This window comes from Frigidibacter sp., from assembly GCF_030695035.1.
GTDB lineage: Bacteria > Pseudomonadota > Alphaproteobacteria > Rhodobacterales > Rhodobacteraceae > Frigidibacter.
Map to the genome: position 1 here is coordinate 148,583 of NZ_JAUYTT010000002.1, position 25,087 is coordinate 173,669.

The following is a 25,087-nucleotide window of genomic DNA, read 5'->3' on the forward strand; positions in this document are numbered from 1 at the left end:
GTCACACCCGCGCCACATCCTTGTGGATGATCACGTCGCATTGCGGATAGGCCAGCAGGATCGTGCGTCGCAGCCCGGCGCCGATGTCATGCGCCTCGCGCAGTGTCAGATCGCCATCGAGCTCGATATGCAGGTGCACGAACACCCGGCTGCCGGCGGTGCGGGTCTTGAGGTCATGAAACCCCCGCACCTCGGGCCAGGCGCGGGCGAGCTCGCCGATGCCGGCCACCAGCTCGGGATCTGCGGCGCGGTCCATCAGCGCGTCCCAGGCGCCCTTGCCGATGCGCGTGGCCCCCAGCACCATGCCCGCCCCCGCCGCCAGCGCCACCACGGAATCGATCTGTCCCAGCCCGAACCGCGCCGAGGCCCACAGCGCCAGGATCGCGCCGATATTGGGCAGCAGGTCGCCCAGATAATGCAGCGAATCTGCAGCCACCACCCGGCTGCGGGTGCGCCGCGCCACCCGGCGCTGCCAGAGCACCAGCCCCACCGTCAGCACGATGGAGAAGGTCATCACCGCGATGCCCTCGGCCTGCGCCTCCAGCGGTTCGGGCGCGTCCGACAGCAGCCGCGCCGCGGCGGCCCAGCCGATGACGATGCCCGACACGGCGATGAAGATCGACTGCCCGAGGGCCACCAGATCCTCGGCGGACGAATGCCCAAAGGCATGGTCCTCATCCGGCGGGCGTGCGGCGTAGATCATCGCCGCGAGCCCGGCAACTGACACCATCAGGTCCATCGCGCTGTCGGCCAGCGAGGCTGCAATCGACAGCGCCCCGGTCGCCGAGAGCGCCCAGAGCTTGACCAGGACCAGCACCGTCGCCACGGATACCGAGGCGAGGCCGGCCGACAGGTTCAGGCGCAGCGTGGGGTTCTTGGCCATGGGGGGTCCTTCGAGTCGGGTCCGTGCAGCCACTCTGCCGCGGACCGCCGGACTATTCGACCAGTTCGTCGGCGTCCACGCCCCAAAGCGCGGATTTTTGGACCCAGCCCTTCTGGCCGCCGGCATTGATCCTGCACCAGTCCGGCCCGCATTGCTCCAGCCGCGCGATCACCCCGGCCATGGCCCGGGCCTGAACGGGCGCCGCTGCATTGTCGCGGGCGCGCAGGTCCGCGGTCTCGGCACTGACAACCACGGTCCGCACGCCCGAGATCAGCGAGTAATGCACCCATCCGCCCGCGCCGTCACGATCCTCGACCCGGCGCCAATGGCCGAACTCGGCCGTTACCCGCAGCGGCATGTCGCGGTGGCGGAAGACCCAGTCGATCCGGTGCGAGAGGGACGGGCCGCGCCGGGCATTGCCCTCTGAGGCTTTCATCGACACGAAACGCGGCATGGGCAGGTTGGTGACGGGGCCGCGGCCATCAGCCGTGGCGACCGACGCCTCCACCGCGGCGTCAAGGTCAAGCTCCGGCTCCACCGCCGCATCTTGCAGCACGGCAGTGCCGTCTTGCGCCTGTGCGGCGCCCGCCGGCCCGAACAAGGCCGCCAGAATTGCCGCTATTGCCAGAAATTCCTGTCCAGCCCGCATGGTCATGCCTGCCGCCCGCCCGTCTTTGCCACGATCTGGTCTGCCTCGGTTTCGGGATGTCGCGCCGGACCCGGCCGCATCCTCTTTGCGCCGATCAGACCATGCGGGGCGCCGAAAGGCCAGCGCCGGGGCCCAGATGCGGCGCGATGCCCGGTCAGGTGTGGCCTTGCAGCGCCAACAGGCCGCAGCAGGGCAGTATGCCGCGACGTTTTTGCTAAGTTTTCCCCTTGAAATCGCAATAATATTGCGCGAGTAATGCGGTGCAAACCCGCCTGCTGCACTGCAACATGACGCAGACGGCGCCCCCGAGACCCCTGACGAGCGGAAGACCGACATGTCGAAGCAAAAACTCAGCGTCGTGGTGACCCGGCGCCTGCCCGAGGTTGTGGAATCCCGGATGAAGGAGCTGTTCGACGTCGAGCTGAACGAAACCGACGCCCGGATGACGCGCGAGGATCTGGCCGCCGCGATGCGCCGCGCCGATGTGCTGGTGCCGACGCTCAGCGACCATATCGACGCGAACATGCTGGCGCAGGCCGGCGAGAAGCTGAAGCTGATCGCCAATTTCGGCGCGGGGGTGGACCATATCGACGTCTCCAGCGCCCGCCAGCGCGGGGTGCTGGTGTCGAACACGCCCGGGGTTTCGGCCGACGATACCGCCGACATGGCGATGGCGCTGATCCTTGGGGTCACGCGGCGGATCCCGGAAGGGATGGCGGTGATGCAGGACGGCAAATGGCAGGGCTGGTCGCCGACCGCCTTTCTGGGCGGCCGCGTCGGCGGGCGGCGGCTCGGCATCCTCGGCATGGGCCGGATCGGGCTTGCCGTGGCGCGGCGGGCGCAGGCCTTCGGGATGCAGATCCACTACCACAACCGCAAGCGCCTGCGCCCCGAGGTAGAGGCAGAGGTGGGGGCGACCTATTGGGAAAGCCTCGACCAGATGCTGGCGCGGATGGATGTGGTGTCGGTCAACTGCCCGCACACGCCCTCGACCTTCCATCTGCTGAACGCGCGGCGGCTGAAGCTGATGAAGCCGACGGCGGTGGTGGTCAACACCTCGCGCGGCGAGGTGATCGACGAGAATGCCCTGACCCGGATGCTGCGCGCGGGCGAGATCGCGGGCGCCGGCCTCGACGTGTTCGAACATGGGCATGAGATCAACCCCCGCCTGCGCGAGCTGCCAAATGTGGTGCTTGTGCCGCATATGGGCTCCGCGACCGTCGAGGGCCGGGTGGAGATGGGCGAGAAGGTCATCATCAACATCAAGACCTTCGCCGATGGCCACCGCCCGCCGGATCTGGTTGTGCCGGGGTTGCTGTGAGCTAAGCGCCCCGAAGCTCTACAACGAATAGGCCAACAGGTGCGCCCTCGCAGCCGTCGCACAGATGCTTGCAGAATTTCGGCCGTCGACGAAATTCTGCTGTGCCCGCCCCCGCATGGGCGGGCACATTCGTGCCCACTGGGGCGGTCCCATCAGAATTTGGCACCATTCGGGCCCATGTCTTCACCCCTTGCCCTCCGGCTCACGCCTCCGGGCAACCGGCGCGGGTGACTTGCCACTGGCAAGTCCCCTGATCGCGCCGGGGTGCCAAGCCTACAGAGCTCGGCGACAATCGTTCTGAGGCACCCACCTCCCCATGGGCTGGCGCTCCCCGCCGCGGGATGCGAAACTGGCCGCGATTACAGGGCGCAGGCAGGGCGGGTAGATGGACCAAGACAACGGGCAGGGCACGCGGATCTTCCTCGCGCTGCTGGCAGGCTACTTCGCGCTGCAATTCGCGCTGCGGCTGGCGCTTGGCGGCGCGCTGGAGACGGACGAGGCGGAAATGGTGCTGCTGACCCACGGGTTCCGGCTGGGCTATGGCCCGCAGCTCCCGCTTTACGGCTGGGTTCAGGCGGCAAGCTTTGCGATCTTCGGCAAGACCGCCTTTGCGCTGGCCGTCGTCAAGAACCTGATGCTGTTCGGCACCTATGCGCTGGTCTTTGCCGCGCTGCGCCCGTTGCTGACTTTCCGGCTGGCGGTCAGCGGCACGCTTGGCCTCGCTCTGCTGCCCGATGTGTTCTGGGAATCGCAGCGCGCCACCACCCATTCCGTCGCGCTGATCCTGCTGATCGCGGCGACGCTGGCGGCGGCATCCAGCCTGCTGCGCCGGGGGCGGATCGTCGATTACCTGCTGCTGGGGCTGGTGATCGGCCTCGGCCTGCTGTCGAAATACAACTATGCGCTGGTTCCGGTCGCGTTGGCGCTGGCGGGGCTGACCCTGCCGCAGATGCGGGCGCGGCTGGCCGACCGGCGCCTCCTTGCCACGCTGGCGGTCGCGCTGGCCATCGTCGCTGTGCCGGCCCTGTGGATGTTACGCCATCCCGAACTTGCCTTCGCTTCGGGCTACAAGCTGACGGTCGGCAAGGCGGCGACGGATGCCATGCCCTGGTTGACCGGCCTGGGCGACAGTTTCGGCGGATTCGCGGCAGAGATGGTGCTGGCGGCGCTGGTCGCGGCGGGCCTCGGCTTCGGGATGCGTGACCGTAGTGCGCCGCCTCTGACCGAGCCCGGAGAGACCTTCGTGCGCCTGCTGACCCGCGCCGCACTGTTCTCCTTTGCCCTGTTCCTGATCGGGGTGGTCATCGCCGGGGCCACCCATGTAACCGCGCGCTGGCTGCTGCCGGTCTTCGTGCTGGCCGCGCCGCCGCTGATGATCCGCGCCGTGGCGATGGCACGGCCCGCCGCCTTCCGCGGGCTGGTGGGGGGCGTGGCGGCGCTTGCGGCATTGACGGTGGTGGGCATGGCCGGCGCGCGGCTCTATGGCTCGGCGCGCGGTGCGGTGGACTTTGCCGATGTCGAGGCGGCGCTGGCCCGCTTCAACCCGGAAACGACGCCGATCCTAGCCGACTTCTACGTCGGCGGCAATCTGGCCTTGCGCAATCCCGGCTGGCGGGTGGAGCCGTTCCTGCCCACCCAGTCGCCGCCTGCACCCGGAACGCCGGTGCTGGTGCTGCTTCGCGGTACGTTGAGCCTTGAGAACAATCTGGGACGCAGCGGCTGGCCCGAGCCGGAGGCGGTGCAGGTGCTGGACAGCCTCGATTTCCGCGTGCCCTACCGCTTCACCGACGCCGAAACCCTGGCGCTTTCCGCCCGGCTGGTGGCGCGTCCCTAAGCCGCGCTGCGGCGCAATCGCGCATCATGTCGTTTTCGTCCCGCAGATGTCGGGCGCGCCGTCCTGAAATTCCGCTGTTCTGGCATTCGTGGGCAAACAGCGCTTCAGGAGTCGCCCGATGAAAACCCATGTTCGTGCCCTGGTCGTCGGCGGCGGCGCCGTCGGAAACGGGATCGCCTATCACCTCGCCAAGGCCGGCTGGGACACGATGCTGCTGGAGCGGGACGAGCTGACCTCTGGCTCCACCTGGCACGCGGCGGGGCTGCTGCCGCTGTTCAACATGGGCTATGCCACCACCCACATCCACAAATACAGCGTCGATTTCTACAAGACGCTGGAGGCGGAAACCGGGCTCAATGCCGGCTTCGCGGTGGTCGGCAACCTGCGCATGGCGCAGACCGATGCGCGGATGGATGAATACATGCTGTATTCCTCGGTTGCCGAAACCGCCGATGTCTATCACGAATTCCTGACCCCCGCGCAGATCAAGGAGCGCTGGCCGCTGGTGCGGACCGAAGACCTGAAGGGCGCCCTCTTCCACCCGCAGGACGGCTACATCAACCCCGCCGACGTGACGCAGGCCATGGCCAAGGGCGCGCGCCAGCACGGGGCCGAGATCGTGCGGCGGATGCAGGTCGACAGCTATGAATGGACCGGGTCCGAGTGGATCGTGCGCGGCCACAAGATGGTGGAAAAGGGCGGGATGCTGGTCGCGTCCGAGGAAGCCTTCGAGATCCGGGCCGAGCATGTGGTGACAGCGACGGGAAACCACGCGCAGCGCACCGCACGGCTCTTGGGGCTGAAGATCCCCGCGATCCCGGTGGAACACCAGTATATCGTCACCGAACCCGACCCGATGCTGGCCGCCTGGCGCAAGGCCGGCAATGCCGAGCATCCGGTGCTGCGCGATGCCGATGCCAAATGGTATGTGCGCGAAGAACGCGGCGGATGGATCCTCGGCCCCTATGAGCGCAATGCCCCGGCCCGCTTCCTCTACGATGTTCCGGAGAGCTTCCGCGCCGACCTCTTCCCGCTGGATCTGGAGCGGATCGAGGAGGAATACATGAGCATGATCCACCGGATTCCCTCGTCGGAAACCGTGGGTCTGAAGGACGATTTCAACGGCCCGATCTGCTACACCCCCGATGGCAACCCGCTGGTCGGCCCGGCGCCGGGCCTGCGCAACATGTGGCTGGCCGAGGGGTTCAGCTTCGGCATCACCGCGGCAGGCGGCACCGGCCATTACCTCGCCCAGCTGATGACGGAAGGCGAGGCCGAGATCGACATGGCCAGCCTCGACCCCAAGCGCTACGGCAGCTGGATGACGACCGAGTACGCGGCCCGCAAGAACGAGGAATGCTATGAGCATGTCTTCGTCCTGCATCACCCGGATGAAGAGCGCGAAGCCTGCCGCCCGCTGCGCACCGCGCCCGTCTATGACCGGCAAAAGGCGCTTGGCGCGCAGTTCGGCCAGGTGAACGGGTGGGAGCGGCCGAACTACTATGGCCCGCTCGATGCGCCCTCCAGCTTCGACCATGACTCCCGCAGCTTCCGCCGCGGGGCGTGGTGGGACTATGCCAGGGCCGAGGCCGAGGCGCTGCGCGAGACCGCAGGCCTGATCGACGCGACCGCCTTCACCAAGCATCTGGTGCGCGGCCCGGGGGCTACGGCGTTCCTCGACCACTTCACCTGCAACAAGCTGCCCGCCATCGGCCGCATCAACCTGACCTATGCGTTGACGGCCACCGGGACCACGCGGACGGAATACACAATCGTCCGTTTGTCGGAAAATGAATACTATCTGGTCTCTGCCGGGGCCTGGACGGCCTATGATGCAGATTATCTGAAACAGGCGGCCGAGGATTTCATGGGCGCCGGCGGCGGCTACCTCGACATCCATGACGTCACCACGCAATGGGGCGTCTTCGCTCTCGCCGGCCCCAACTCCCGCGCGATCCTGAATGAGTTGGTGCGCGATGCGGTGCCCGAAACCGTGCTGTCCAACAAGCGCTTCCCCTGGCTGACCATGCGCAATATCGAGCTTGGCATGTGCCCTGTGCGCGCGATCCGCGTCGCCTATACCGGCGAGCTGGGATGGGAGCTGCACCACCCGATCGAGATGTCGGCCTATCTCTGGGACCAGCTGCAGACCGCCGGTGCCAAGCACGGCATGAAGCTGGTCGGTGCCCGCGCCCAGAACTGGTTGCGGCAGGAGAAATCCTATCGCGCCTTCGGCACCGAGCTTGGCCGCGACGCGACCCCGCTGGAGGCCGGGCTGGACCGCTTCGTGGACCTGTCCAAGGACTTCCACGGCAAGCAGGCAATGCTGGACACCGGCATCCGCAGCAAATGCGTAACGCTGCTGATCGACGGCCCCGCCGATTGCGACCCCTGGGGAAAAGAGGCGCTGCTGCATGACGGCACCAAGATCGGCCGCCTGACCTCGGGTGGCTGGTCGGTGGGTTTCGGCAAGCAGATCGGCATGGGCTATGTCCGCCCCGACCTTGCCGTCACCGGGCAGAAGCTGAAGGTGCGGATGCTGCGCGAGCTGTGGGATGCCGAGGTGGTGGAGGATAGCCCGTTCGATCCGACCAACGCCCGCATCCGCCAGGACGGCTGAAGAGGCGCGAGCCCCGGACACCCCTGCAGAAGGGGGGCTTCGGCCCCCCTTACTGACTGCGCCGGGCCAGCCAGCGCGACCATTGCTGGCGCGAGCCGCCGAAGGCGTTCAGGTCCACCTCGCGGGAAACGCCGCGCGCGAGGCCGGTGCCGGTGTACTGCCAGAACGTCCAGTCATGCCCCGGATAGACCTGATCGGGGTGCCCGGCGACGGAGCGCAGCCAGAACTCCACCCCGTTCAGCCGCCACATCTCGTTCTCGCGGAAGAAATCCACCGTGGTGTAGACCACGGGCCGCGTGCCGTAATGCTGTGTGATGATCGCCATGAAGATCTGCGCCTCGGTGCGGATCCACTCGGGTGAGGGGCGGCCGGGGCAGTTGCGGGACCGCGTCCATTCCATATCCAGCACCGGGGGCAGGGCGCCCCGCTCGGCCGGGACGTTCTGGATGAACCAGGCCGCCTGCTCCTGCGCCGTGCGGCAGAAGTAGTAGAAGTGATAGGCGCCGCGCGGCAGGCCGGCGCGGCGTGCCCCCTCCCAGTTGGCGCGGAACATCGGGTCGGCCACGTCGCCGCCCTCGGTCGCCTTGATCCAGGCGAAGGACACCCCGCCCGAGGCGACGCCATACCAGTCGATATTGCCCTGCCAGCGCGATACGTCGATGCCATGCACCTCATATCCCGCAGGGGTGCGGCCATACCAGGGATGCGGCGCGGCATCGCCGAATTGCGGCGGAATGCCCTGCGGATGCTGACCGCCCCCACAAGCCGCCACGATCGCCGCCACGGCGATGACCGCCAGCCCCCTGATCCATCCGCGCATCCGCTGCCCCTGCATCCAGCCTGCGGGCCATTCGGCCGCGCCTCACTTTTTTGCGACTTTGCCGGAGGGGGGGCGAAATGTCACGGGGGCCAGGGCGGGGGCAACGGAAACGTGTCCGGTTTATACGGCTTTCGCGGCCGCCAGTTCATCCCAGCAGGCCAGCGCGTGCCCGGCATACATCATCGCGGGGCCACCGCCCATCTGCACGGCCATCGCCAGAACGTCGCCCAGTTCTTCCCGGGTCGCGCCTTCCTTCATCAGGGCATCGACATGCAGCACGATGCAAGGCTCGCAGCGCACGCCGACCGCGATTCCAAGCGCGATGAACTCCTTCTCCTTCATCCCCAGCACGCCGCCCTCTTTCACGCCCTTCGACAGGGCGCTGAAACCACGCGCCGTTTCGGGAATCGCCTTGTAGAGCGTGCGCAGCTCGTCGCGCATCGTGTCGATCTTGGTCTGGTAGTCCATGTCCGTCTCCTGCTTGCGTGCCCAGGACACTTGGCATGGACGACGGACCCGCACCTTGATGCGGGTCAACTCATGCGGCGTTCTGAATGCGTTCAGCCGAACCGAGCGGGCGACAGCGCCGAGACGGTGGCCGCATCGACCGCGGGCGCGCGTCCGGCGATCAGATCCGCGGCCAACTGGCTGGCAGCAGGGCTGGTCTGGAAGCCATAGCCGCCTTGCCCCGCCAGCCAGAAGAAATCCGGCACGACCGAATCCGGCCCGATCACCAGCACCCGGTCGGGCGCGAAAGTGCGCAGGCCGGCCCAGTTGGAGATCATGCGGGTCACCGGCTCTGTCACCATCTCCTCATAGCGCGCCAGCCCCTCGGCCAGCACCATGTCATCGGCCCAGGCATCGTGAGCCTCCATCGGGTGCTCCTCGGCCGGCGAGACGATCAGCGCCCCGGCATCTGGCTTGCAATACCAGCCTTCGCCGGCACCAAAGATCATCGGCCAGCGCGTGAGATCATGCCCGCCCGGCGCCGGGATCCGCGCCATGGACCGGCGGTTGGGCTGGAACTTCAGGGGCCGCACCCCCGCCATCTGAGCCACGCCGTCCACCCAGGCCCCGGCGGCATTCACCAGCATCCGCCCGGAATGGCTGCCCGCGGCGCTGGTGACGGTCCAGCCGCCGGCATCCCGCGCAATGCCCGTCACCCGCGCGCCGGTGACGATGCTGGCCCCATTCCCCCGCGCCTCGCGCAGGAAGTTCTGGATCAGCAGGTCGGTGTCGATATCCTCGGCATGGGTCGCATAGCCGGCCAGCGCCACGGCCTCCGGGTTGAGGATCGGCACCATCCCCCGCGCCTCCTCCACGGTGATCTGGTCCAGCGCCATGTCGGCGATGTCCTCGGCGAAGGCCTCCGCCTCGCTCTGCCGCGCCACGATCATCATGCCGCGTGGGCTCAGCACGCCGCCGTTTGCGTGGCGGTGATGCTCCTCGCTGGCGAGGCTCAGCTCCACCACCGGCGCCAGCCCATAGCGCGGCTCGAACAGCGCGGCCGAGCGGCCCGAGGCGTGGTAGCCAAGCGCCGGTTCCGCCTCCAGCAGGGTGACGCGACCCAGATGCGACAGCCGCGCCGCCGCCGAGATGCCGGCGATGCCGCCGCCGATGATCACGAAATCCTGCATGCCCGTCTCCCAAGCCGTTGCCGTCAGAACGCAAGAGGGGGGCACGATTGCCCCCCTCTGCCGTGTCAGGGTGCCGCGCTTACTGCGGGATGTCGCCCTTGATGCCTTCGACATAGAAGTTCATGCCAGCCAGCGTGCCATCATCGGCCACTTCGCCCTCGGCCAGCCAGGCAGACCCGTCCTGCTTGTTCAGCGGGCCGGTGAAGGGGTGGTAGGACTTGTCGCCAATGGCGGCGGCCAGCGCCTCGGCTTCGGCCTTCACTTCGGCCGGCACCGCATCGGTGATCTCGCCGATCACCACTTCGCCCTCACCGATCCCGCCCCAGGTGTCGGTCGAGGTCCATGTGCCATCCAGCGCCTCTTGCACGCGCTTGATGTAATAGGGCGACCAGTCGTCGATGATCGACGAAACGCGCGGGCTCGGCGCGAAGTCGAGCATGTCGGACGCTTGCCCGAAGCCGATCACGCCTTCGGTCTTGGCAGCTTCGGCCAGCGGCGCGGTAGAGTCGGTATGCGCGAGGATCACGTCCACGCCCTGCTCGATCAGCGCCTTGGCGGCATCGGCCTCTTTCGCCGGGTCGAACCAGGTATAGGCCCAGACCACGCTGATCTCGACATCGGGGTTCACCTTCTGGGCGTGGATGAAGGTGGCGTTGATGCCCTGGATGACCTCGGGGATCGGGAAAGACCCGATATAGCCGATCTTGTTCGATTTGGTCATGTGGCCGGCGATGGTGCCCATCACGGCGCGGCCTTCATAGAAGCGGGCATTGTAGGTGGCGACGTTGTCGGCGCGCTTGTAGCCGGTCGCATGTTCGAATTTCACATCCGGGAACTTGGCCGCCACGTTGATCGTCGGATCCATGTAACCGAACGAGGTGGTGAAGATCAGGTCTGCGCCCTGCATCGCCATCTGCGTCAGCGCGCGTTCGGCATCGGCGCCTTCGGGCACGCTTTCCAGATAGACGGTCTCGATCTTGTCGCCAAATTCCTCTTCGATGGCCAGACGGCCCTGGTCATGCTGGTAGGACCAGCCGAGGTCGCCGATCGGGCCGACATAGATGAAGCCCACCTTCAGCGGGTCTTGCGCCAGCGCCGGACCGGCCAGCGATACGGCGACCAGCGCGGCGGCGCTGGATTTGAGCAGGGTTCTGCGTTGCATGTTCGGGGTGCTCCCTTGAGGTGTCATCGGTGATGCGGGGCCGCCCGGTGGGGCGGCGGTGAAGGATTAGCTCGAGGCATGGAAGACCCGACCCAGCGAGGCCGGGGCGTTCTGCGCCGCGCGGCGACGGTCGGCCGAAATCAGCACCAGCACAAGGATGGTGATCAGGTAGGGCGCCATCGACAGGTATTGCACCGGGATCGCCACCCCCGCCGCTTGCAGGTTCAGCTGCAGCACCGTGACCCCGCCAAAGAGGTAGGCCCCCGCCAGCACCCGCCAAGGCCGCCAGCTGGCGAAGACAACGATGGCCAGCGCGATCCAGCCGGCGCCAGCGGTCATGCCTTCCGTCCATTGCGGCACGCGCACAAGGCTCAGGTAAGCGCCGCCAAGCCCCGCACAGGCCCCGCCAAAGGCAATCGCCAGCACGCGCAGCCGCACCACCTTGTAGCCAAGCGCATGGGCGGCATCATGGCTCTCGCCCACCGCGCGCAGCACGAGGCCCGCGCGGGTGAACTTCAGGAAGGCCCAAACCGCCGCGATGATCAGGATCGACACATAGACCATCGGGTCATGGCGCAGCAGCATCGGCCCGATCACCGGAATATCCGACAGCGGCCCGAAATCCATCTTCGGCGTCGGCGGCGGGCGCACGCCCGTGTAGCCCTGCCCGATCAGCGCCGAAAACCCGATGCCGAACAGCGTGAGGGCAAGCCCCGTCGCCACCTGATTGGACAGCAGCACCTGCGTCAGGAAGGCAAAGATCAGCGACAGCGCCGCGCCCGCCAGCGCCGCCCCGAGGAACCCCATCAGCGGCGAGCCGGTCTCCACCGCCATGGCAAAGCCCGCAATGGCGCCGACGATCATCATGCCTTCCACGCCAAGGTTCAGCACCCCGGCCTTTTCCGTCACCAGCTCGCCAATCGCCGCCAGCAGGATCGGGGTCGAGGCGACCATCAGCGAGGCGATCAGCAGGATCGGGTCGATGGAGCCCATCATGCGCGCGCCCTCCCTGCCAGACGAATGCGGAAATTCGCCAGCACGTCAAAGGCCAGCAGGAAGAACAGCAGCATCCCCTGGAACGCCTGCACCGCCGCGGAGGGCAGGTTCAGCGTCAACTGCGCCAGCTCGCCGCCAATATAGGTCAGCGCCATCAGCAGTCCCGCCAGCAAAATGCCCACCGGATGCAGCCGGCCCAGAAACGCCACGATGATCGCCGTGAACCCGTAGCCCGAGGCGAAATCGGTCGTGATCTGCCCCGCAGGCCCCGTCACCTCGAAGAGGCCCGCCAGACCCGCCAGCGCGCCAGAGGTGCCAAGGCAGACAGAGGTCAGCAGCGCCGGGCTGACACCCGCAAACCGCGCCGCCCGCGGCGCCTCGCCTGCCACGCGGATATGGAAGCCCAGGATATGCCGCGACAGCAGCACATAGGCCGCCACCACCGCCCCAAGCGCGGCAACCCCGCCCCAATGCATCCCGGTCCCGGCGATCAGCTCACCGTTGAACGCGGCCGGGTAGTGCTGGAAATTTCGGCTGCCCGGAAAGCCCATGCCTTCGGGGTTCTTCAGCATCCCGAAGGACGCGGCCGACATGATGTGCTGCGCCACATAGACCAGCATCAGCGACACCAGAATCTCGCTGGTGCCAAAGCGCAGCTTCAGCACCGCCGGGATCATCGCCCAGAGGAACCCGCCAAACGCGCCCATCACCACCATCGCCGGGAACAGCAGCACACTATCGGTCGGGTAGAAGGCCAGCCCCGTCGCCGCGCCGAACAGCGCGCCCATCATGTACTGCCCCTCGGCCCCGATGTTCCAGACCTGCGCCTTGAAGCCAAGGCTCAGGCCGATGGCGATCAGGATCAGCGGGCCCGCCTTCACCAGCAGCTGCGGGCGTGAATAGCTGGCGAACTCGCCGAACAGCGGGTCCCAGAAGATGGTGCGGATCGCCTCGACCGGATCCTTGCCAAGCGCCGCGAACAGCAGCCCGCCCGCGATCATCGTGGCGATCACCGCCAGCACCGGCGTCGCCGCCGTCCACAGCCGCGAGGGGGCAGGGCGCCGCTCAAGCTTCAGCATCGGCGGCCTCCGCATGCAGCAGATGCGCCGCGCCAATCTCGGGCACATGCATCCCGTGCGCGCCGCCCATCATCAGCCCGATCTCCTCCATCGTCAGCCCCTGCACCGGGCGCGGCACCGACAGCCGCCCCTCGTTCAGCGCGGCAAAACGGTCGGCGATCTCCATCAGCTCGTCCAGATCCTGGCTGATCACCACCACCGCAGCCCCCGCCGCCGCCCGGTCCAGGATCACCTGCCGGATCGCGGCCGCGGCCGAGGCATCGACGCCCCAGGTCGGCTGGTTGATGACGATCACGGCCGGCTCCTGGCTCAGCTCGCGCCCGATCACGAATTTCTGCAGGTTCCCGCCCGACAGCGCCCGCGCCGCGACATGGGTGCCGGGGGTGCGCACGTCGTAGTCCCTGACCACGCCTTCGGCAAAGGCCCGAGTGGCAGCCCAGTCGATGAAGCCGCGCCTGACCAGCCCCATGCGGATGGCGCCCGACAGCAGGGCATTCTCCACCAGACTCATCCCCGGCGCGGCGGCATGGCCCAGCCTCTCCTCGGGCGCGACCACAAAGCCCGCCCGCCGCCGGTCATTCGGGCCCTTGTCGCCCAGATCCACCCCTGCCGCCCGCACCATGCCGGGTGCCGACTTCAGTTCCCCCGACAGCGCCAGCAGCAATTCGTCCTGCCCGTTGCCGGCGACCCCGGCGATCCCCAGAACCTCGCCCCGCGCCACCGCAAAGCCCACATTCTTCAGCGAGGTGCCGAACGGCATGGGGGAGGCGACCGACAGTCCCGTCACTTCCAGCGCCGGCGCGCCCGCCCAATCGGTGCGCGGCGCCCGCGCCGGCGGGGTCAGCGCCGTGCCCACCATCATCTCGGCCAGATCGCGCGCCGAAACCTCGCGCGGCGTGCAGGTGGCCACCACCTTGCCCCGCCGCAGGATCGTGGCGCTGTCGCACAGGCTGCGGATCTCCTCCAGCTTGTGGCTGATATAAAGGATCGCGGTGCCCTCGGCCGACAGCTGCCGCAGCGTGGCGAACAGGATCTCCACCTCCTGCGGGGTCAGCACCGATGTCGGCTCGTCCATGATCAAGAGCTTGGGGTCCTGCAGCAGGCAGCGGATGATCTCGACCCGCTGCCGCTCCCCGGCCGACAGGTCGCCCACCAGCCGCGAAGGGTCCAGCGGCAGCCCGTAAGCCTCGCTGACCGCGCGGATCTTCGCGCTCAGCTCGCGCTGCCGCGGCGGCGTCTCCATCCCAAGCGCGACGTTTTCCGCAACGTTCAGCGCCTCGAACAGCGAGAAATGCTGAAACACCATCGCCACGCCCGCGGCCCGTGCGGCGCGCGGCTCGGATGGCGCATAAACCTCGCCCCGCATCCGCATCTCGCCCGCATCGGGCCGCACCAGCCCGTAGATCGCCTTCACCAGCGTGGATTTCCCCGCGCCATTCTCGCCCAGCAAGGCATGAACCTCGCCCGGTGCCACCGAAAACGACACGTCGCTATTGGCGATGACGCCCGGATAGGCCTTGGTCAGGCCCCGGATCGTCAGAAGTTGTGCCGTCTCGGTCCCCGTCACTATGCCCGCCCCCCGGCGCGATCCCTTGCGGTTTGCATCCCGCTCGACCCCTTGAGTAGCGCGGCGGCAACGCCGACGGCAATGGCCTGAGGGTGTTTTCCCAAGGCCGGATCGCCTATTGGGCAGGCAATGCGCAAAATCTGAGCATCGGCATGGCCAAGCCCGCGCAGCCGGCTGTGGAATCGGGCCCGCTTCGAGGCCGATCCGATCAGCCCCGCCGCGCCGAAGCCATGCCCCAGCAGCCGGTGGCACAGCTCAAGGTCCAGCTGATGCGAGAAGGTCAGGATCAGATGCTCCGCGTCCCCAGGCGCATGGGCCACAAGGTCAGCGGGGTTCGCCGCGACCAGTTGCGTCACCCCCGCCGGAATCACCTCCGGAAACCGCTCCGCCCCCGTATCCACCCAGGTGATCGCCAGGTCCGGCAGCGGCGCCAGCACCGAGACCAGCGCCCGGCCCACATGCCCCGCCCCCCAGATCCACAGCGCGCGTGCAGGCTGCGCCGCCCGTTCCACCAGCCAGCCGCCCTCCAGCAGCGGCAAGCGGGGCAGGGCGCCTTGCCCCCTCGCCCGCGCCAGCAACCGCGTCACCGCCAGCGGCATCGCGGATCCATCCAGCGCCCGCGCCACCAGCGGCCCGGCCCCAAGCTCCGCCAGCCGCGCCGCATCCAGCCGCTCAAAGGCCAGCGTCACGGCCCCGCCGCAGCACTGGCCAAGCGCCGGCCCCAGCGGCACCCGGCTCACCGCGCCGGCAGCGCCGCCGGCCAGAAGCTCGCGCGCCCGCAGCGTCGCCCGCCATTCCAGCGTGCCGCCGCCGATGGTGCCCTCCTGCGCCGCTGCCCCCACCAGCATCTCGGCCCCAGCCTCGCGCGGCACCGACCCGGCCGCGCCCGCCACCAGCACCCGCACCAGCGGCCCCAGCCTTTCCACAGCTGCCGCAAGGGCTTGCACGTCAAAGCTCATGCGTGCCCCCGGGCCCGCGCCACCGCCGCCAGCACACGCTCGGGCGTGGCAGGCGCATCCAGCGCCGGATACTCGGGCCCGCAAGCCGCGCAGGCCGCCGACAGCGCCAGAAAGGCTGAAATGCCATGCATGAACGGCGGCTCGCCCACGGCCTTCGACCGGTGAATGGTCTCCTCGCGGTTCGGATGCTGCCACAGCGCCACGTTGAACTGCCCCGGCCGGTCCGAACAGGCCGGGATCTTGTAGGTCGAGGGCGCATGGGTCCGCAGCCGCCCCTTGCCATCCCAGACCAGCTCCTCGGTCGTCAGCCAGCCCGCGCCCTGCACATAGCCGCCCTCGATCTGGCCCATATCCAGCGCCGGGTTCAGGCTGGCGCCGCAATCATGCAAGATGTCGGCGCGCAGGATCCGGTATTCCCCGGTCAGCGTGTCGATCACCACCTCCGACACCGAGGCGCCATAGGCGAAGTAGAAGAACGGCCGCCCGAAGCCCTTCACCCGGTCCCAGGTGATCTTCGGCGTCGCATAGAACCCCGTCGCCGACAGGCTGACCCGCCCCTGATAACTCGCGGCCACCGCCTGCTCCCATGTCAGTTCCTCGATGCCGACAAAGACCTTGCCACCCGCAAAATGCACCTCCGCCGCCGTGCCGCCGTGCTTTTCCGCGACAAACGCGGCGATCCGCCCCCGCAGCGTGTCACAAGCCGCCTTCACCGCCATCCCGTTAAGGTCAGCCCCCGAGGACGCCGCCGTGGCCGAGGTATTCGGCACCTTGCCGGTATCGGTCGCGGTGATGCGGATGCGGCTGTCGGCAATCCCGAAGGCCGCCGCTGCCACCTGCGCCACCTTGCGATGCAGCCCTTGCCCCATCTCGGTGCCGCCATGGTTCAACTGCACCGAGCCGTCCTGATAGACATGCACCAGCGCCCCCGCCTGATTGAGGTGGGTCAGCGTGAAGCTGATCCCGAACTTCACCGGCGTCAGCGCGATCCCCTTCTTCAGGATCGGATTTGTGCTGTTCCACGCGGCAATCGCCGCCTGCCTTGCGGCAAAATTGCTGGATTTCTGCAACTCTGCCGTCAGCCCATGCAGGACGAAATCTTCGACTTCCATCCCGTAAGGCGTTGTATTCGTTCTGGCGGAAATATCCCGGGGGGTCCGGGGGGCTGGCCCCCCGGCCTCCGCCGCCTCCGCCCCGCGCGAGGTCAGATCGCGATCCGCCCCCGTCACCTCCGGCTCATCCTGCGTCACCGCTCCGGGGCCGGCCTCCGTCTCGGCAGCCTCCGGATAGTAGTTCGCCCGCCGCACCGCCAGCGGATCAAGGCCGAGCGTATGGGCCACATGGTCCATCACCCGCTCCACCCCGATCATCCCCTGTGGCCCGCCAAAGCCGCGGAACGCCGTCGCGCTCTGGGTATTGGTGCGCAGCCGGTGGCTCTCGATCCGCACCGCGGGCAGCCAATAGGCATTGTCGGCATGCAGCATCGCCCGGTCCGCGACCGGCAGCGACAGGTCCATCGACCAGCCGCAGCGCACCAGATGCGTCACTTCCAGCCCCAGAACCCGCCCCTCGGCATCCACCCCCGCGCGATAGCGGATGCGGAAATCATGGCGCTTGCCGGTGATCATCATGTCATCGTCGCGGTCATAGCGCATCTTGCAGGGACGCCCGGTCCGCGCCGCCGCGACCGCGCAAGCGACAGCCAGCGCATTGCCCTGGCTCTCCTTGCCGCCAAAGCCGCCGCCCATCCGCCGCATCTCCACCCGCACGGCGTGCATCGGCAGGTCCAGCGCCTCGGCGACCTTGTGCTGGATCTCGGTCGGATGCTGGGTGGAGCTATACACCACCGCCCCATCCTCCTGCGGCAGCACCAGCGCCGCTTGCCCCTCCAGATAGAAATGCTCCTGCCCGCCGATCTCGAAGCTGCCCTCGACCACCCGCGCCGCCCCGGCGATTGCCGCCGCCGCATCGCCCCGCGCCCAGATCACCGGCCCGCCCTCGAAGCGGCTCTCCGCCGCCAGCGCCTCGTCCACCGTCAGGATCGCCGGGCGCTCGTCATAGCTCACCCGCCCCAGCCGCGCCGCCCGCCGCGCCGCAAGATGGCTCTCTGCCACCACCACGAACACCGGCTGGCCAAGGTAATGCACCTCGCCCACTGCCAGCAGCGGCTCGTCATGCAGGCTGGGCGAGCAATCCGGCATCACCGTGAAATCCGCGGCGGAATAGACCGCAACCACCCCCGGCGCGGCGCGCACCGCGTCCAGATCCATCGCCGTGATCGCGCCATGCGCGACCGTGGTCATGCCAAAGGCCAGATGCAGACACCCCGCCGGCACCGGCAGGTCGTCGACATAGCGCGCCTGCCCGGTGACATGCAGCCCGGCGGATTCGTGCGGGAGGGAGGAGGCCACGCTCATGCCCGCACCTCCAGCACCGACACCGCATCGCCGGAGAGGTCATGGAAATACCGCAGCAACAGGTTCTGTGCGGCTGCCAGCCGATACCCCGCACTCGCCCGCATATCGCTCAGCGGTGCGAAGTCCGCGCCAAAGGCGGGCAGGGCAGCCTCCAGCGTCTCAAGGCTCCAGTCCCGCCCGACCAAGGCCGCTTCCACCGCCGCAGCCCGCTTCGGCACCCCTGCCATGCCGCCAAAGGCAATCCGGGCGCTTGTGATTTTCCCACCTTCCCGGACCAGATTGAAGCAGCCGCAGACCGCGGAAATATCCTGATCGAACCTTTTCGACAGTTTGTAGCAGCGCAGCCCCGGCGCAGCCTCCGGCACCGTCACCGCCTCCACGAACTCCCCCGGCAGCCGGTCCTGCTTGCGGTAGTCCAGGAAGAATGCCTCCAGCGGCATCTGCCGCCGGTCTTCCCCCCGCCGCAGATGCAACACCGCCCCCATCGCAATCAGCGCGGGCGGGGCATCCCCAATCGGCGAGCCGTTGGCGATATTGCCGCCGATGGTCGCCGCCCCCCGGATCTGCTCGCTGGCAAAGCGGCGCAGCAGCTCGGCAAAGGCCGGGTGCGGCCCCTCCATCGCCTCGCGCAATGCCGCAATCGTCACCCCCGCGCCGATGCGCAGCCCGCCCGGCACAGCCTCAATGACCTGCAAATCCCGCGCCGCATGCAAAAACGCCACCGGCCCCAGCGGCCGCAGCTCTTTCGTCACCCACAGCCCCACATCCGTGGCCCCGGCGATCAGCGTTCCCTCCGGATGCTCCAGACACCAGGCCGCCAGCGCATCGCTGCTGGCGGGCGCGTAGGGCGCAGGCCCCTCCGCCCCGAACTCATCCCGCATCCACTCCGGCACCGCCTCCGCTTCGGCAGCCTCCGCCGCACGGATGATCGGCGCATAGCCGGTGCAGCGGCAGAGGTTCCCCGCCAGCACATCGTCATGATCGTGGCGCCCGTTCAGGTGCCCCACTGCCATCGAGGCAACGAACCCCGGCGTGCAGAACCCGCACTGGCTGCCGTGGTGATCGACGAGTCCCTGCTGCACCGGATGCAGCGCGCCGCCGGGCCCCGCAATCCCCTCCACCGTGCGCACCGCGCGGCCATGCAGTTGCGGCAGCAGCAGGATGCAGGCGTTCAGCGCCCGTACCCCGGAGCCGTCCGTCACCATCACCGTGCAGGCCCCGCAATCGCCTTCGTTGCAGCCCTCCTTGGTGCCTTTCAGCCCGCGATCCTCTCGCAGCCAGTCCAGCAAGGTGCGCGCAGGATCCGCGGCCGAGGCCCGGACCGGCGTTCCGTTCAGCAGAAACGCGATCTCCGTCATTCGTGAAAAACCTGCCGCTGTCTCCATGGCTTGGGCTGTGGCGCGCCCGCCCGATGCGGCGGAAAGCGGGGCGCGCGCCCTGTTCGCTGCCTTGCACAAAATCGCGGGGGGCGGCGGTTGGCAAGCGTTTTCGCGGCCTTCCGCCCGGCGCGCCCAAAGGCTAGGCTGGCCGGATGACCAAAGCCCCCCGATTCATCCATCTGCGCGTCCATACCGAATATTCGCTGCTGGAAGGCGCGGTGCCGGTCAAGAAGCTGATCGCCGCCGCCACCAGCATGGCGATGCCCGCCGTGGCGGTGACCGACACCAACAACCTGTTCGCCGCGCTGGAGTTTTCGGTGCTGGCCAAGGGCGCGGGGCTGCAGCCCATCGTCGGCTGCCAGGTCGATCTGGCCTATGATCCGCCGCAGCCGGGCGAACGCCCGCGCCGCCCGGCTCCTGTGGTGCTGTTGGCGCAAACCGAGGCCGGGTACCGGAACCTGATGAAGCTGAACAGCCGGCTCTACCTCGACAAGACGGGTGAGCTGCCGCAGCTGACCCCGGGCCAGCTGGAGGCTCATGCCGAGGGGCTGATCTGCCTCTCGGGCGGCCCCGATGGCCCCATCGGCCGCCTGCTGCAGGCTGGCCAGCAGGTCAAGGCCGAGGCTTTCATGGCGCGGCTGGCGGCGATCTATCCCGGCCGCCTTTATGTCGAACTCCAACGCCACCCCGGCGAGGGCGGCCAACTGCCCGAGGCGGAACGGCTGACAGAGCGTGGCCATGTCGAGATGGCCTATGCGATGGGCCTGCCGCTGGTCGCCACCAACGATGTCTACTTCCCCAAGGCCTCGATGTACGAGGCGCATGACGCGCTGATCTGCATCGCCGATGGCGCCTATGTCGACCAGCAGGAGCCCCGCCGCCGCCTGACCCCGCAGCATTACCTGAAAACGCCGGACGAGATGGCGGCGCTCTTTGCCGACCTGCCCGAGGCGCTGGAGAGCACAGTCGAAATCGCCCGCCGCTGCGCCTTCGCGGTCAAGAAGCACCCGCCGATCCTGCCGCGCTTCGCCGATGACGAGGTCGAGGAACTGCGCCGCCAGGCCCGCGAAGGCCTCGCCGCCCGCCTCGCCGTGATCCCGCATTCGGTGCCGGTGCCGGAGTATGAGGCGCGGCTGGAATTCGAGCTGGGGATCATCGAGCAGATGGGCTTCCCCGGCTACTTCCTGATCGTGGCCGATTTCATCAAATGGGCCAAGGTTGAGGGCATCCCCGTCGGCCCCGGCCGGGGTTCGGGCGCGGGCAGCCTCGTCGCCTATGCGCTGACCATCACCGACCTCGACCCCCTGCGCTACTCGCTGCTGTTCGAGCGGTTCCTGAACCCCGAGCGGGTCTCGATGCCCGACTTCGACATCGACTTCTGCATGGACCGCCGCGAAGAGGTGATCCGCTATGTGCAGGGCAAATACGGGCGCGAGAAGGTGGGCCAGATCATCACCTTCGGTGCCCTCCTGTCCAAGGCTGCAGTGCGCGACGTGGGACGCGTGCTGCAGATGTCCTATGGCCAGGTGGACCGGCTGTCGAAGATGATCCCGGTCGAAGGCGTCAAGCCCGTCAGCATCGAAAAGGCGCTGGCCGACGAGCCGCGCCTGCGCGAGGCGGCGAAGGCCGAAGAGGTGGTCGCCCGCCTGCTGGACTACGCCAAGGCTGTCGAGGGCCTGCTGCGCAACGCCTCCACCCATGCCGCCGGCGTGGTGATCGGCGACCGCCCCTTGGACGATCTGGTGCCGCTCTACCAGGATCCCCGCTCCGACATGCCCGCCACCCAGTTCAACATGAAATGGGTCGAAGCCGCTGGCCTCGTGAAGTTCGACTTCCTCGGCCTGAAGACGCTGACGGTGATCCGCAACGCCATCGACCTGATCCTCGGCGGCGGCGGCCAGCTGCATATCGCCGCGGATGGCCGCAAGCTCTATGACCCGGCCCCCGGCGCCGAGAATGACATCGGCCACATCCCACTCGATGACGTCCCCAGCTATGAGCTTTACGCCGCCGCCCGCACCGTCGCCGTGTTCCAGGTGGAAAGCTCCGGCATGATGGACGCTCTGCGCCGCATGAAGCCCACCTGTATCGAGGATATCGTGGCGCTGGTGGCCCTCTACCGTCCCGGCCCGATGGAGAATATCCCGACCTATTGCGACGTGAAGAACGGCGCCAAGGCGCTGGAATCCATCCACCCCACCATCGATTCCATCCTCGCCGAGACGCAGGGCATCATCGTCTACCAGGAACAGGTGATGCAGATCGCGCAGGTCATGGCCGGCTACAGCCTCGGCGGTGCCGACCTGCTGCGCCGCGCCATGGGCAAGAAGATCGCCGAGGAGATGGCGAAAGAACGCCCCAAGTTCATCAACGGCGCCAAGGCCACCCATAATGTCGACGCGAAGAAGGCCGGCGAGGTCTTTGACCTCTTGGAGAAATTCGCCAATTACGGCTTCAACAAATCCCACGCCGCCGCCTATGCGGTGGTCAGCTACCAGACCGCCTGGCTGAAGGCCAACCACCCGGTCGAATTCATGGCCGCGGTGATGAACTGCGATATCCACCTGACCGACAAGCTCGCGATCTACAAGCGCGAGGTGGACCGGATGGGCATCACCACCGAGCCGCCCTGCGTCAACCGCAGCCTCGCCACCTTCGCCGTGTCGGAAGGCCGCATCCTCTATGCCCTCGGCGCGCTCAAGAATGTCGGCGTCGAGGCGATGAAGATGATCGTCGACGCCCGCCAAGGTCGCCCCTATGCCAGCCTCTTCGACCTCGCCCGCCGGGTGGACCTCAAGCGCGTCGGCAAGCGCTCGCTCGAAATGCTCGCCCGCGCCGGCGCCTTCGACCGGCTCGACCCCAACCGCCGCCGGGTCTTCGACAGCCTCGACGCGCTCGCCAGCTATTCCGCCGCGGTGCATGAGGCCGCGTCCTCCGCCCAGGTCTCGCTCTTCGGGGCAGGGGGGGACGATCTGCCCGAACCGCGCCTCGCCCCCGGCGATGACTGGCTGCCGGTGGAGCGGCTGGCGCAGGAACACGGCGCCGTCGGCTTCTACCTCTCCGGCCACCCGCTCGACGATTACATGCCCGCGCTCAAGCGCCAGAAGGTGATGACGCTGACGGAACTCACCCACGCCGCGCGGGGCGGCCCGCTGGTCGCCAAGCTCGCCGGCAACGTCTCCTCGCGGCAGGAACGCAAGTCCGCCAAGGGCAATCGCTTCGCTTTCGTCCAGCTCTCGGACCCGACCGGGCTTTATGAGGTCACCGTCTTCTCCGACACGCTGGAGGCCGCGCGCCAGTACCTAGAACCCGGCCTCGCCGTGGTGCTGACGGTCGAGGCGACGCTGGAGGGCGAGACGCTGAAGCTGCTGGCCCGCGGCGCGCAACCCGTCGATGCCGTCGCGGCAGAGGCGGGCAGCTCGGGCCTGCGCATCCATCTGGGGGCAGAGGCCGCCATCGCCTCCGTCGCCGCCCTCTTCGACCGTATCAAGAACGATCCCAAAACCCGCAGCGCCCGCGGCCCGGTCAGCTTCTGCGTCACCGATCCGGAAACGGGGGCCGAGGTGGAAATCACCCTGCCGGGCCAGATGCCGGTCAACCCGCAGATCAAGGGTGCGCTGAAGGCCATCGGCGGCGTGGTGGCGGTGGAGGAGATCTAGGGCTTCTTCAGCCGCCGCGAAAACACCTGCGCCACCGTCACCGCCAGCACGATCCGCAGCACATGATGCGCGGTGACGTACAGCACGCTCACCTGCAGCGACAGCGCGATCAGGCTCATCTCGGCCAGCCCGCCCGGCGCAAAGGCCAGGAACACCGCCGAGCGCGGCTCATGCACCAGTGGCGCCAGCCCCACCGCGATCAGCCCTGCCAGCGCCATGGTCAGCGCCACGTTCAGGGATGCCAGCCGCAGCGCCACCACAAAGGCCCGCGGCGCCACCCCGGCGAAGCGCACCCCCAGCGTGGTGCCGATCACCACCTGCGTCGCCCCGATCAGCCAGCCCGGCGGCAGCGCCGCGGTCAGCCCGCTCAGATGCGCCGCCCCGGACAGCAGCAGCGGCCCGGTGATGATCCCCGCCGGAATCCGCGTCCGCCGCCCCAGCACCGCGCCGATCACTCCCGCCGCCAGCAGGATCACCACATCCCTCAGTCCCGGCACCTCGCGCGCCCCCATGCTGGCGCCCCCCGCCGAGCCCACCGCATGGCCGGTCATCCAGGCAAAGAAGATCGGCACCAGCACGATGGTCAGGATCAGCCGCATGAATTGCAGCATGGTCAGCATCGGCACATCGGCGCCCATCTCCTCGCCCATCTGCACCGTCTCCATCAGCCCGCCCGGGGCGGTGCCGAAGAAGGCCGTCACCGGGTCCAGCTGCCCGGTGGCGCTCAGCGCCTTGAAGCCCATCCAATGCGCCGCCGGAATGAACAGCGCCAACGCCACCAGCGACGGCCACCAAAGCGCCGCCTCGCGCAGGATGTCAGGCGTAAAGGCGCCGCCGATGGCCACCCCGATCACCGGCACGAAGACCAGCCGCACATCCTGCGGCAGCGCCGGCAAGCGCCCGGCCAGCTTCACCCCAAAGACCGAGGCCGCGCCCACCGCGAGCAGCGATCCCAGCAGCAAGGCCAGCGGCACATGCAGCGCCCGCGCCACCAGCCCCCCCGCGGTCCCAAGTGCCAGCGTCAGCAACACGGTCGGCAGATGCACCTCGGTGCGTCCGATCTGGAAGGTCAGGGGCATTGGCGCACTCGGGGTCAGCTGCGTCGAGGGGAAAGAAGGAAGGCTGCGACAGCCTGCCGCGGTTGTGGCACCTCCCCCGGGCCGGTGCAACCCGGCGGGTGGGAGGGGCTCTGGCTCTCCGGCGCGCGCTCAAACCCGCACGCACCCTCCCTTGCCCGGAACAAGGCGCTTCAGCGCCGCCGGGCCCGGCCGAGGTTGCGCGTCTGTTGGCCGGGCGTTCTTCGCGGAAACCTTCCACCGGAAGATTTCTTGTCGCTCATTACCCCCTCGGGCGGGCGCTCCTCACGGTTCCGCCTAGAACCACGGTGGAGGTAGGCCGTACCATAAAGTGCCTGGAACCGCCCTTGCTCGCCCACCCGGCGGACGGGGGTTGCCCTTTGTCAGCACAAGCCAGGAGCATGTGATTCCGCGCCAAAGCCCCTCGCTCGCGCGCTGAGGGGAAGCAAAGCAGCCATGACCGGCCCGTGCCCCTTCCGCTTTTTGCTGGGATAAATATCCTCAGGGGGTCCGGGGGGCAGAAAGCCCCCCGGCTTCCGCCCCCCAAGGCGCCCCGCTCACCCGGCCCGCACCCGCGCCGCTCCCCCTTCGTTTTGGTCTAAATATCCTCGGGGGGCGCGGGGGGCAGAAGGCCCCCCGCTTTCTTTCGCCTCATAGGGGCAGAAGGCCCCCGCCGTCGCCAAGGACGCGTCCTCACCAATGCGGCGGCCGCTGATCCGCCAGCGGGATCGTCCCGCCGCCCTCGGTCTCGCGCTCCGCCTCGCGCTGCATCAGCATCGCCACGCGGCGCGTCAGCACATCGATCTCGCGCTGCTGGCGCGCGACCACTTCCGAGAGCTCGTCCACTGCGCGGCTCAGATGCGCAATCGCCTCTTCGCTGGCCTGCAGCCTCGGTTCCATCACCATCCCGGCCCCCATGTCGTACTGTTTCACTTTACATATGGTATCCGCATGGTTTCTGCATGCTTTCCATATCGCCCGCAAACCCTCGCCGCTTGTCCCGCGCCCGCCCATCCGCTACACCCCCGC

General features: G+C 68.2%; 18 protein-coding genes. 4 read left to right on the plus strand and 14 right to left on the minus strand.

What is annotated here, in order from left to right; all coding sequences use genetic code 11:
* Window position 1: 1 nt before the first annotated feature.
* Both Q8S30_RS01865 and Q8S30_RS01870 read right to left on the minus strand, forming a co-directional pair.
* Window positions 2-883, minus strand: a complete 882-nt coding sequence (locus tag Q8S30_RS01865; RefSeq protein ID WP_305664331.1) for a cation diffusion facilitator family transporter — start codon at window positions 881-883, stop codon at window positions 2-4.
* A gap of 52 nt (window positions 884-935) precedes the next feature.
* Entirely contained in the window at window positions 936-1,538 is a 603-nt protein-coding gene (locus Q8S30_RS01870) for an SH3 domain-containing protein (RefSeq protein WP_305664332.1), read from the minus strand.
* A gap of 328 nt (window positions 1,539-1,866) precedes the next feature.
* Here Q8S30_RS01870 and Q8S30_RS01875 point away from each other — a divergent pair, with 328 nt between their 5' ends.
* The 3 genes from Q8S30_RS01875 to Q8S30_RS01885 all read left to right on the plus strand — a co-directional run bounded on the left by Q8S30_RS01875 (window position 1,867) and on the right by Q8S30_RS01885 (window position 7,307).
* A complete protein-coding gene (locus Q8S30_RS01875; protein WP_305664333.1) occupies window positions 1,867-2,853 on the plus strand; it encodes a D-glycerate dehydrogenase in 987 nt (328 codons plus the stop codon).
* Window positions 2,854-3,238: 385 nt separating this feature from the next.
* Window positions 3,239-4,687 (plus strand): glycosyltransferase family 39 protein, encoded by a 1,449-nt coding sequence (locus Q8S30_RS01880; protein ID WP_305664334.1) that lies wholly within the window; start codon window positions 3,239-3,241, stop codon window positions 4,685-4,687.
* 118 nt (window positions 4,688-4,805) lie between these two features.
* Window positions 4,806-7,307, plus strand: a complete 2,502-nt coding sequence (locus tag Q8S30_RS01885; RefSeq protein WP_305664335.1) for an FAD-dependent oxidoreductase — start codon at window positions 4,806-4,808, stop codon at window positions 7,305-7,307.
* Window positions 7,308-7,356: 49 nt separating this feature from the next.
* Here Q8S30_RS01885 and Q8S30_RS01890 read toward each other — a convergent pair whose 3' ends face one another.
* The 10 genes from Q8S30_RS01890 to xdhA form a co-directional block, all read right to left on the minus strand.
* Complete coding sequence (locus Q8S30_RS01890; protein ID WP_305664336.1) at window positions 7,357-8,127, minus strand: GH25 family lysozyme; 771 nt, start codon at window positions 8,125-8,127, stop codon at window positions 7,357-7,359.
* A gap of 120 nt (window positions 8,128-8,247) precedes the next feature.
* Window positions 8,248-8,595, minus strand: coding sequence for a carboxymuconolactone decarboxylase family protein (locus tag Q8S30_RS01895; RefSeq protein WP_305664337.1), 348 nt, complete (start codon window positions 8,593-8,595; stop codon window positions 8,248-8,250).
* Between the two features lie 92 nt (window positions 8,596-8,687).
* Complete coding sequence (locus tag Q8S30_RS01900; RefSeq protein ID WP_305664338.1) at window positions 8,688-9,764, minus strand: FAD-binding oxidoreductase; 1,077 nt, start codon at window positions 9,762-9,764, stop codon at window positions 8,688-8,690.
* 79 nt (window positions 9,765-9,843) lie between these two features.
* Window positions 9,844-10,926, minus strand: coding sequence for a BMP family ABC transporter substrate-binding protein (locus tag Q8S30_RS01905; protein WP_305664339.1), 1,083 nt, complete (start codon window positions 10,924-10,926; stop codon window positions 9,844-9,846).
* 66 nt (window positions 10,927-10,992) lie between these two features.
* Window positions 10,993-11,922: an ABC transporter permease gene (locus Q8S30_RS01910; RefSeq protein WP_305664340.1), complete on the minus strand. Its 930-nt coding sequence runs from the start codon at window positions 11,920-11,922 to the stop codon at window positions 10,993-10,995.
* The gene (locus Q8S30_RS01915) at window positions 11,919-13,001 is read right to left on the minus strand and encodes an ABC transporter permease (RefSeq protein ID WP_305664341.1); all 1,083 of its coding nucleotides are present in this window, start codon (window positions 12,999-13,001) and stop codon (window positions 11,919-11,921) included. The genes Q8S30_RS01910 and Q8S30_RS01915 overlap by 4 nt, the downstream gene beginning before the upstream one ends.
* Window positions 12,988-14,568 carry an ABC transporter ATP-binding protein gene (locus Q8S30_RS01920; RefSeq protein ID WP_305664342.1) on the minus strand — a complete coding sequence of 527 codons (1,581 nt, stop codon included), beginning with the start codon at window positions 14,566-14,568 and terminating at the stop codon, window positions 12,988-12,990. Before Q8S30_RS01920 ends, Q8S30_RS01915 begins: the two co-directional genes overlap by 14 nt.
* On the minus strand, window positions 14,568-15,527 hold the full coding sequence (gene xdhC, locus Q8S30_RS01925) for a xanthine dehydrogenase accessory protein XdhC (protein ID WP_305664343.1): 960 nt from the start codon (window positions 15,525-15,527) through the stop codon (window positions 14,568-14,570). Before xdhC ends, Q8S30_RS01920 begins: the two co-directional genes overlap by 1 nt.
* Window positions 15,524-17,944, minus strand: coding sequence for a xanthine dehydrogenase molybdopterin binding subunit (gene xdhB, locus Q8S30_RS01930; protein WP_305664344.1), 2,421 nt, complete (start codon window positions 17,942-17,944; stop codon window positions 15,524-15,526). The genes xdhC and xdhB overlap by 4 nt, the downstream gene beginning before the upstream one ends.
* Window positions 17,941-19,302 carry a xanthine dehydrogenase small subunit gene (gene xdhA, locus Q8S30_RS01935; RefSeq protein ID WP_305664345.1) on the minus strand — a complete coding sequence of 454 codons (1,362 nt, stop codon included), beginning with the start codon at window positions 19,300-19,302 and terminating at the stop codon, window positions 17,941-17,943. Before xdhA ends, xdhB begins: the two co-directional genes overlap by 4 nt.
* A 173-nt stretch (window positions 19,303-19,475) precedes the next feature.
* Here xdhA and dnaE point away from each other — a divergent pair, with 173 nt between their 5' ends.
* Window positions 19,476-22,982 carry a DNA polymerase III subunit alpha gene (dnaE, locus tag Q8S30_RS01940; protein ID WP_305664346.1) on the plus strand — a complete coding sequence of 1,169 codons (3,507 nt, stop codon included), beginning with the start codon at window positions 19,476-19,478 and terminating at the stop codon, window positions 22,980-22,982.
* Here dnaE and Q8S30_RS01945 read toward each other — a convergent pair.
* Together Q8S30_RS01945 and Q8S30_RS01950 are read right to left on the minus strand one after the other, a co-directional pair.
* Window positions 22,979-24,061, minus strand: coding sequence for an AbrB family transcriptional regulator (locus Q8S30_RS01945; RefSeq protein WP_305664347.1), 1,083 nt, complete (start codon window positions 24,059-24,061; stop codon window positions 22,979-22,981). The genes dnaE and Q8S30_RS01945 overlap by 4 nt on opposite strands.
* A 690-nt stretch (window positions 24,062-24,751) precedes the next feature.
* The gene (locus Q8S30_RS01950) at window positions 24,752-24,964 is read right to left on the minus strand and encodes a SlyX family protein (RefSeq protein ID WP_371135419.1); all 213 of its coding nucleotides are present in this window, start codon (window positions 24,962-24,964) and stop codon (window positions 24,752-24,754) included.
* Window positions 24,965-25,087: the final 123 nt, after the last annotated feature.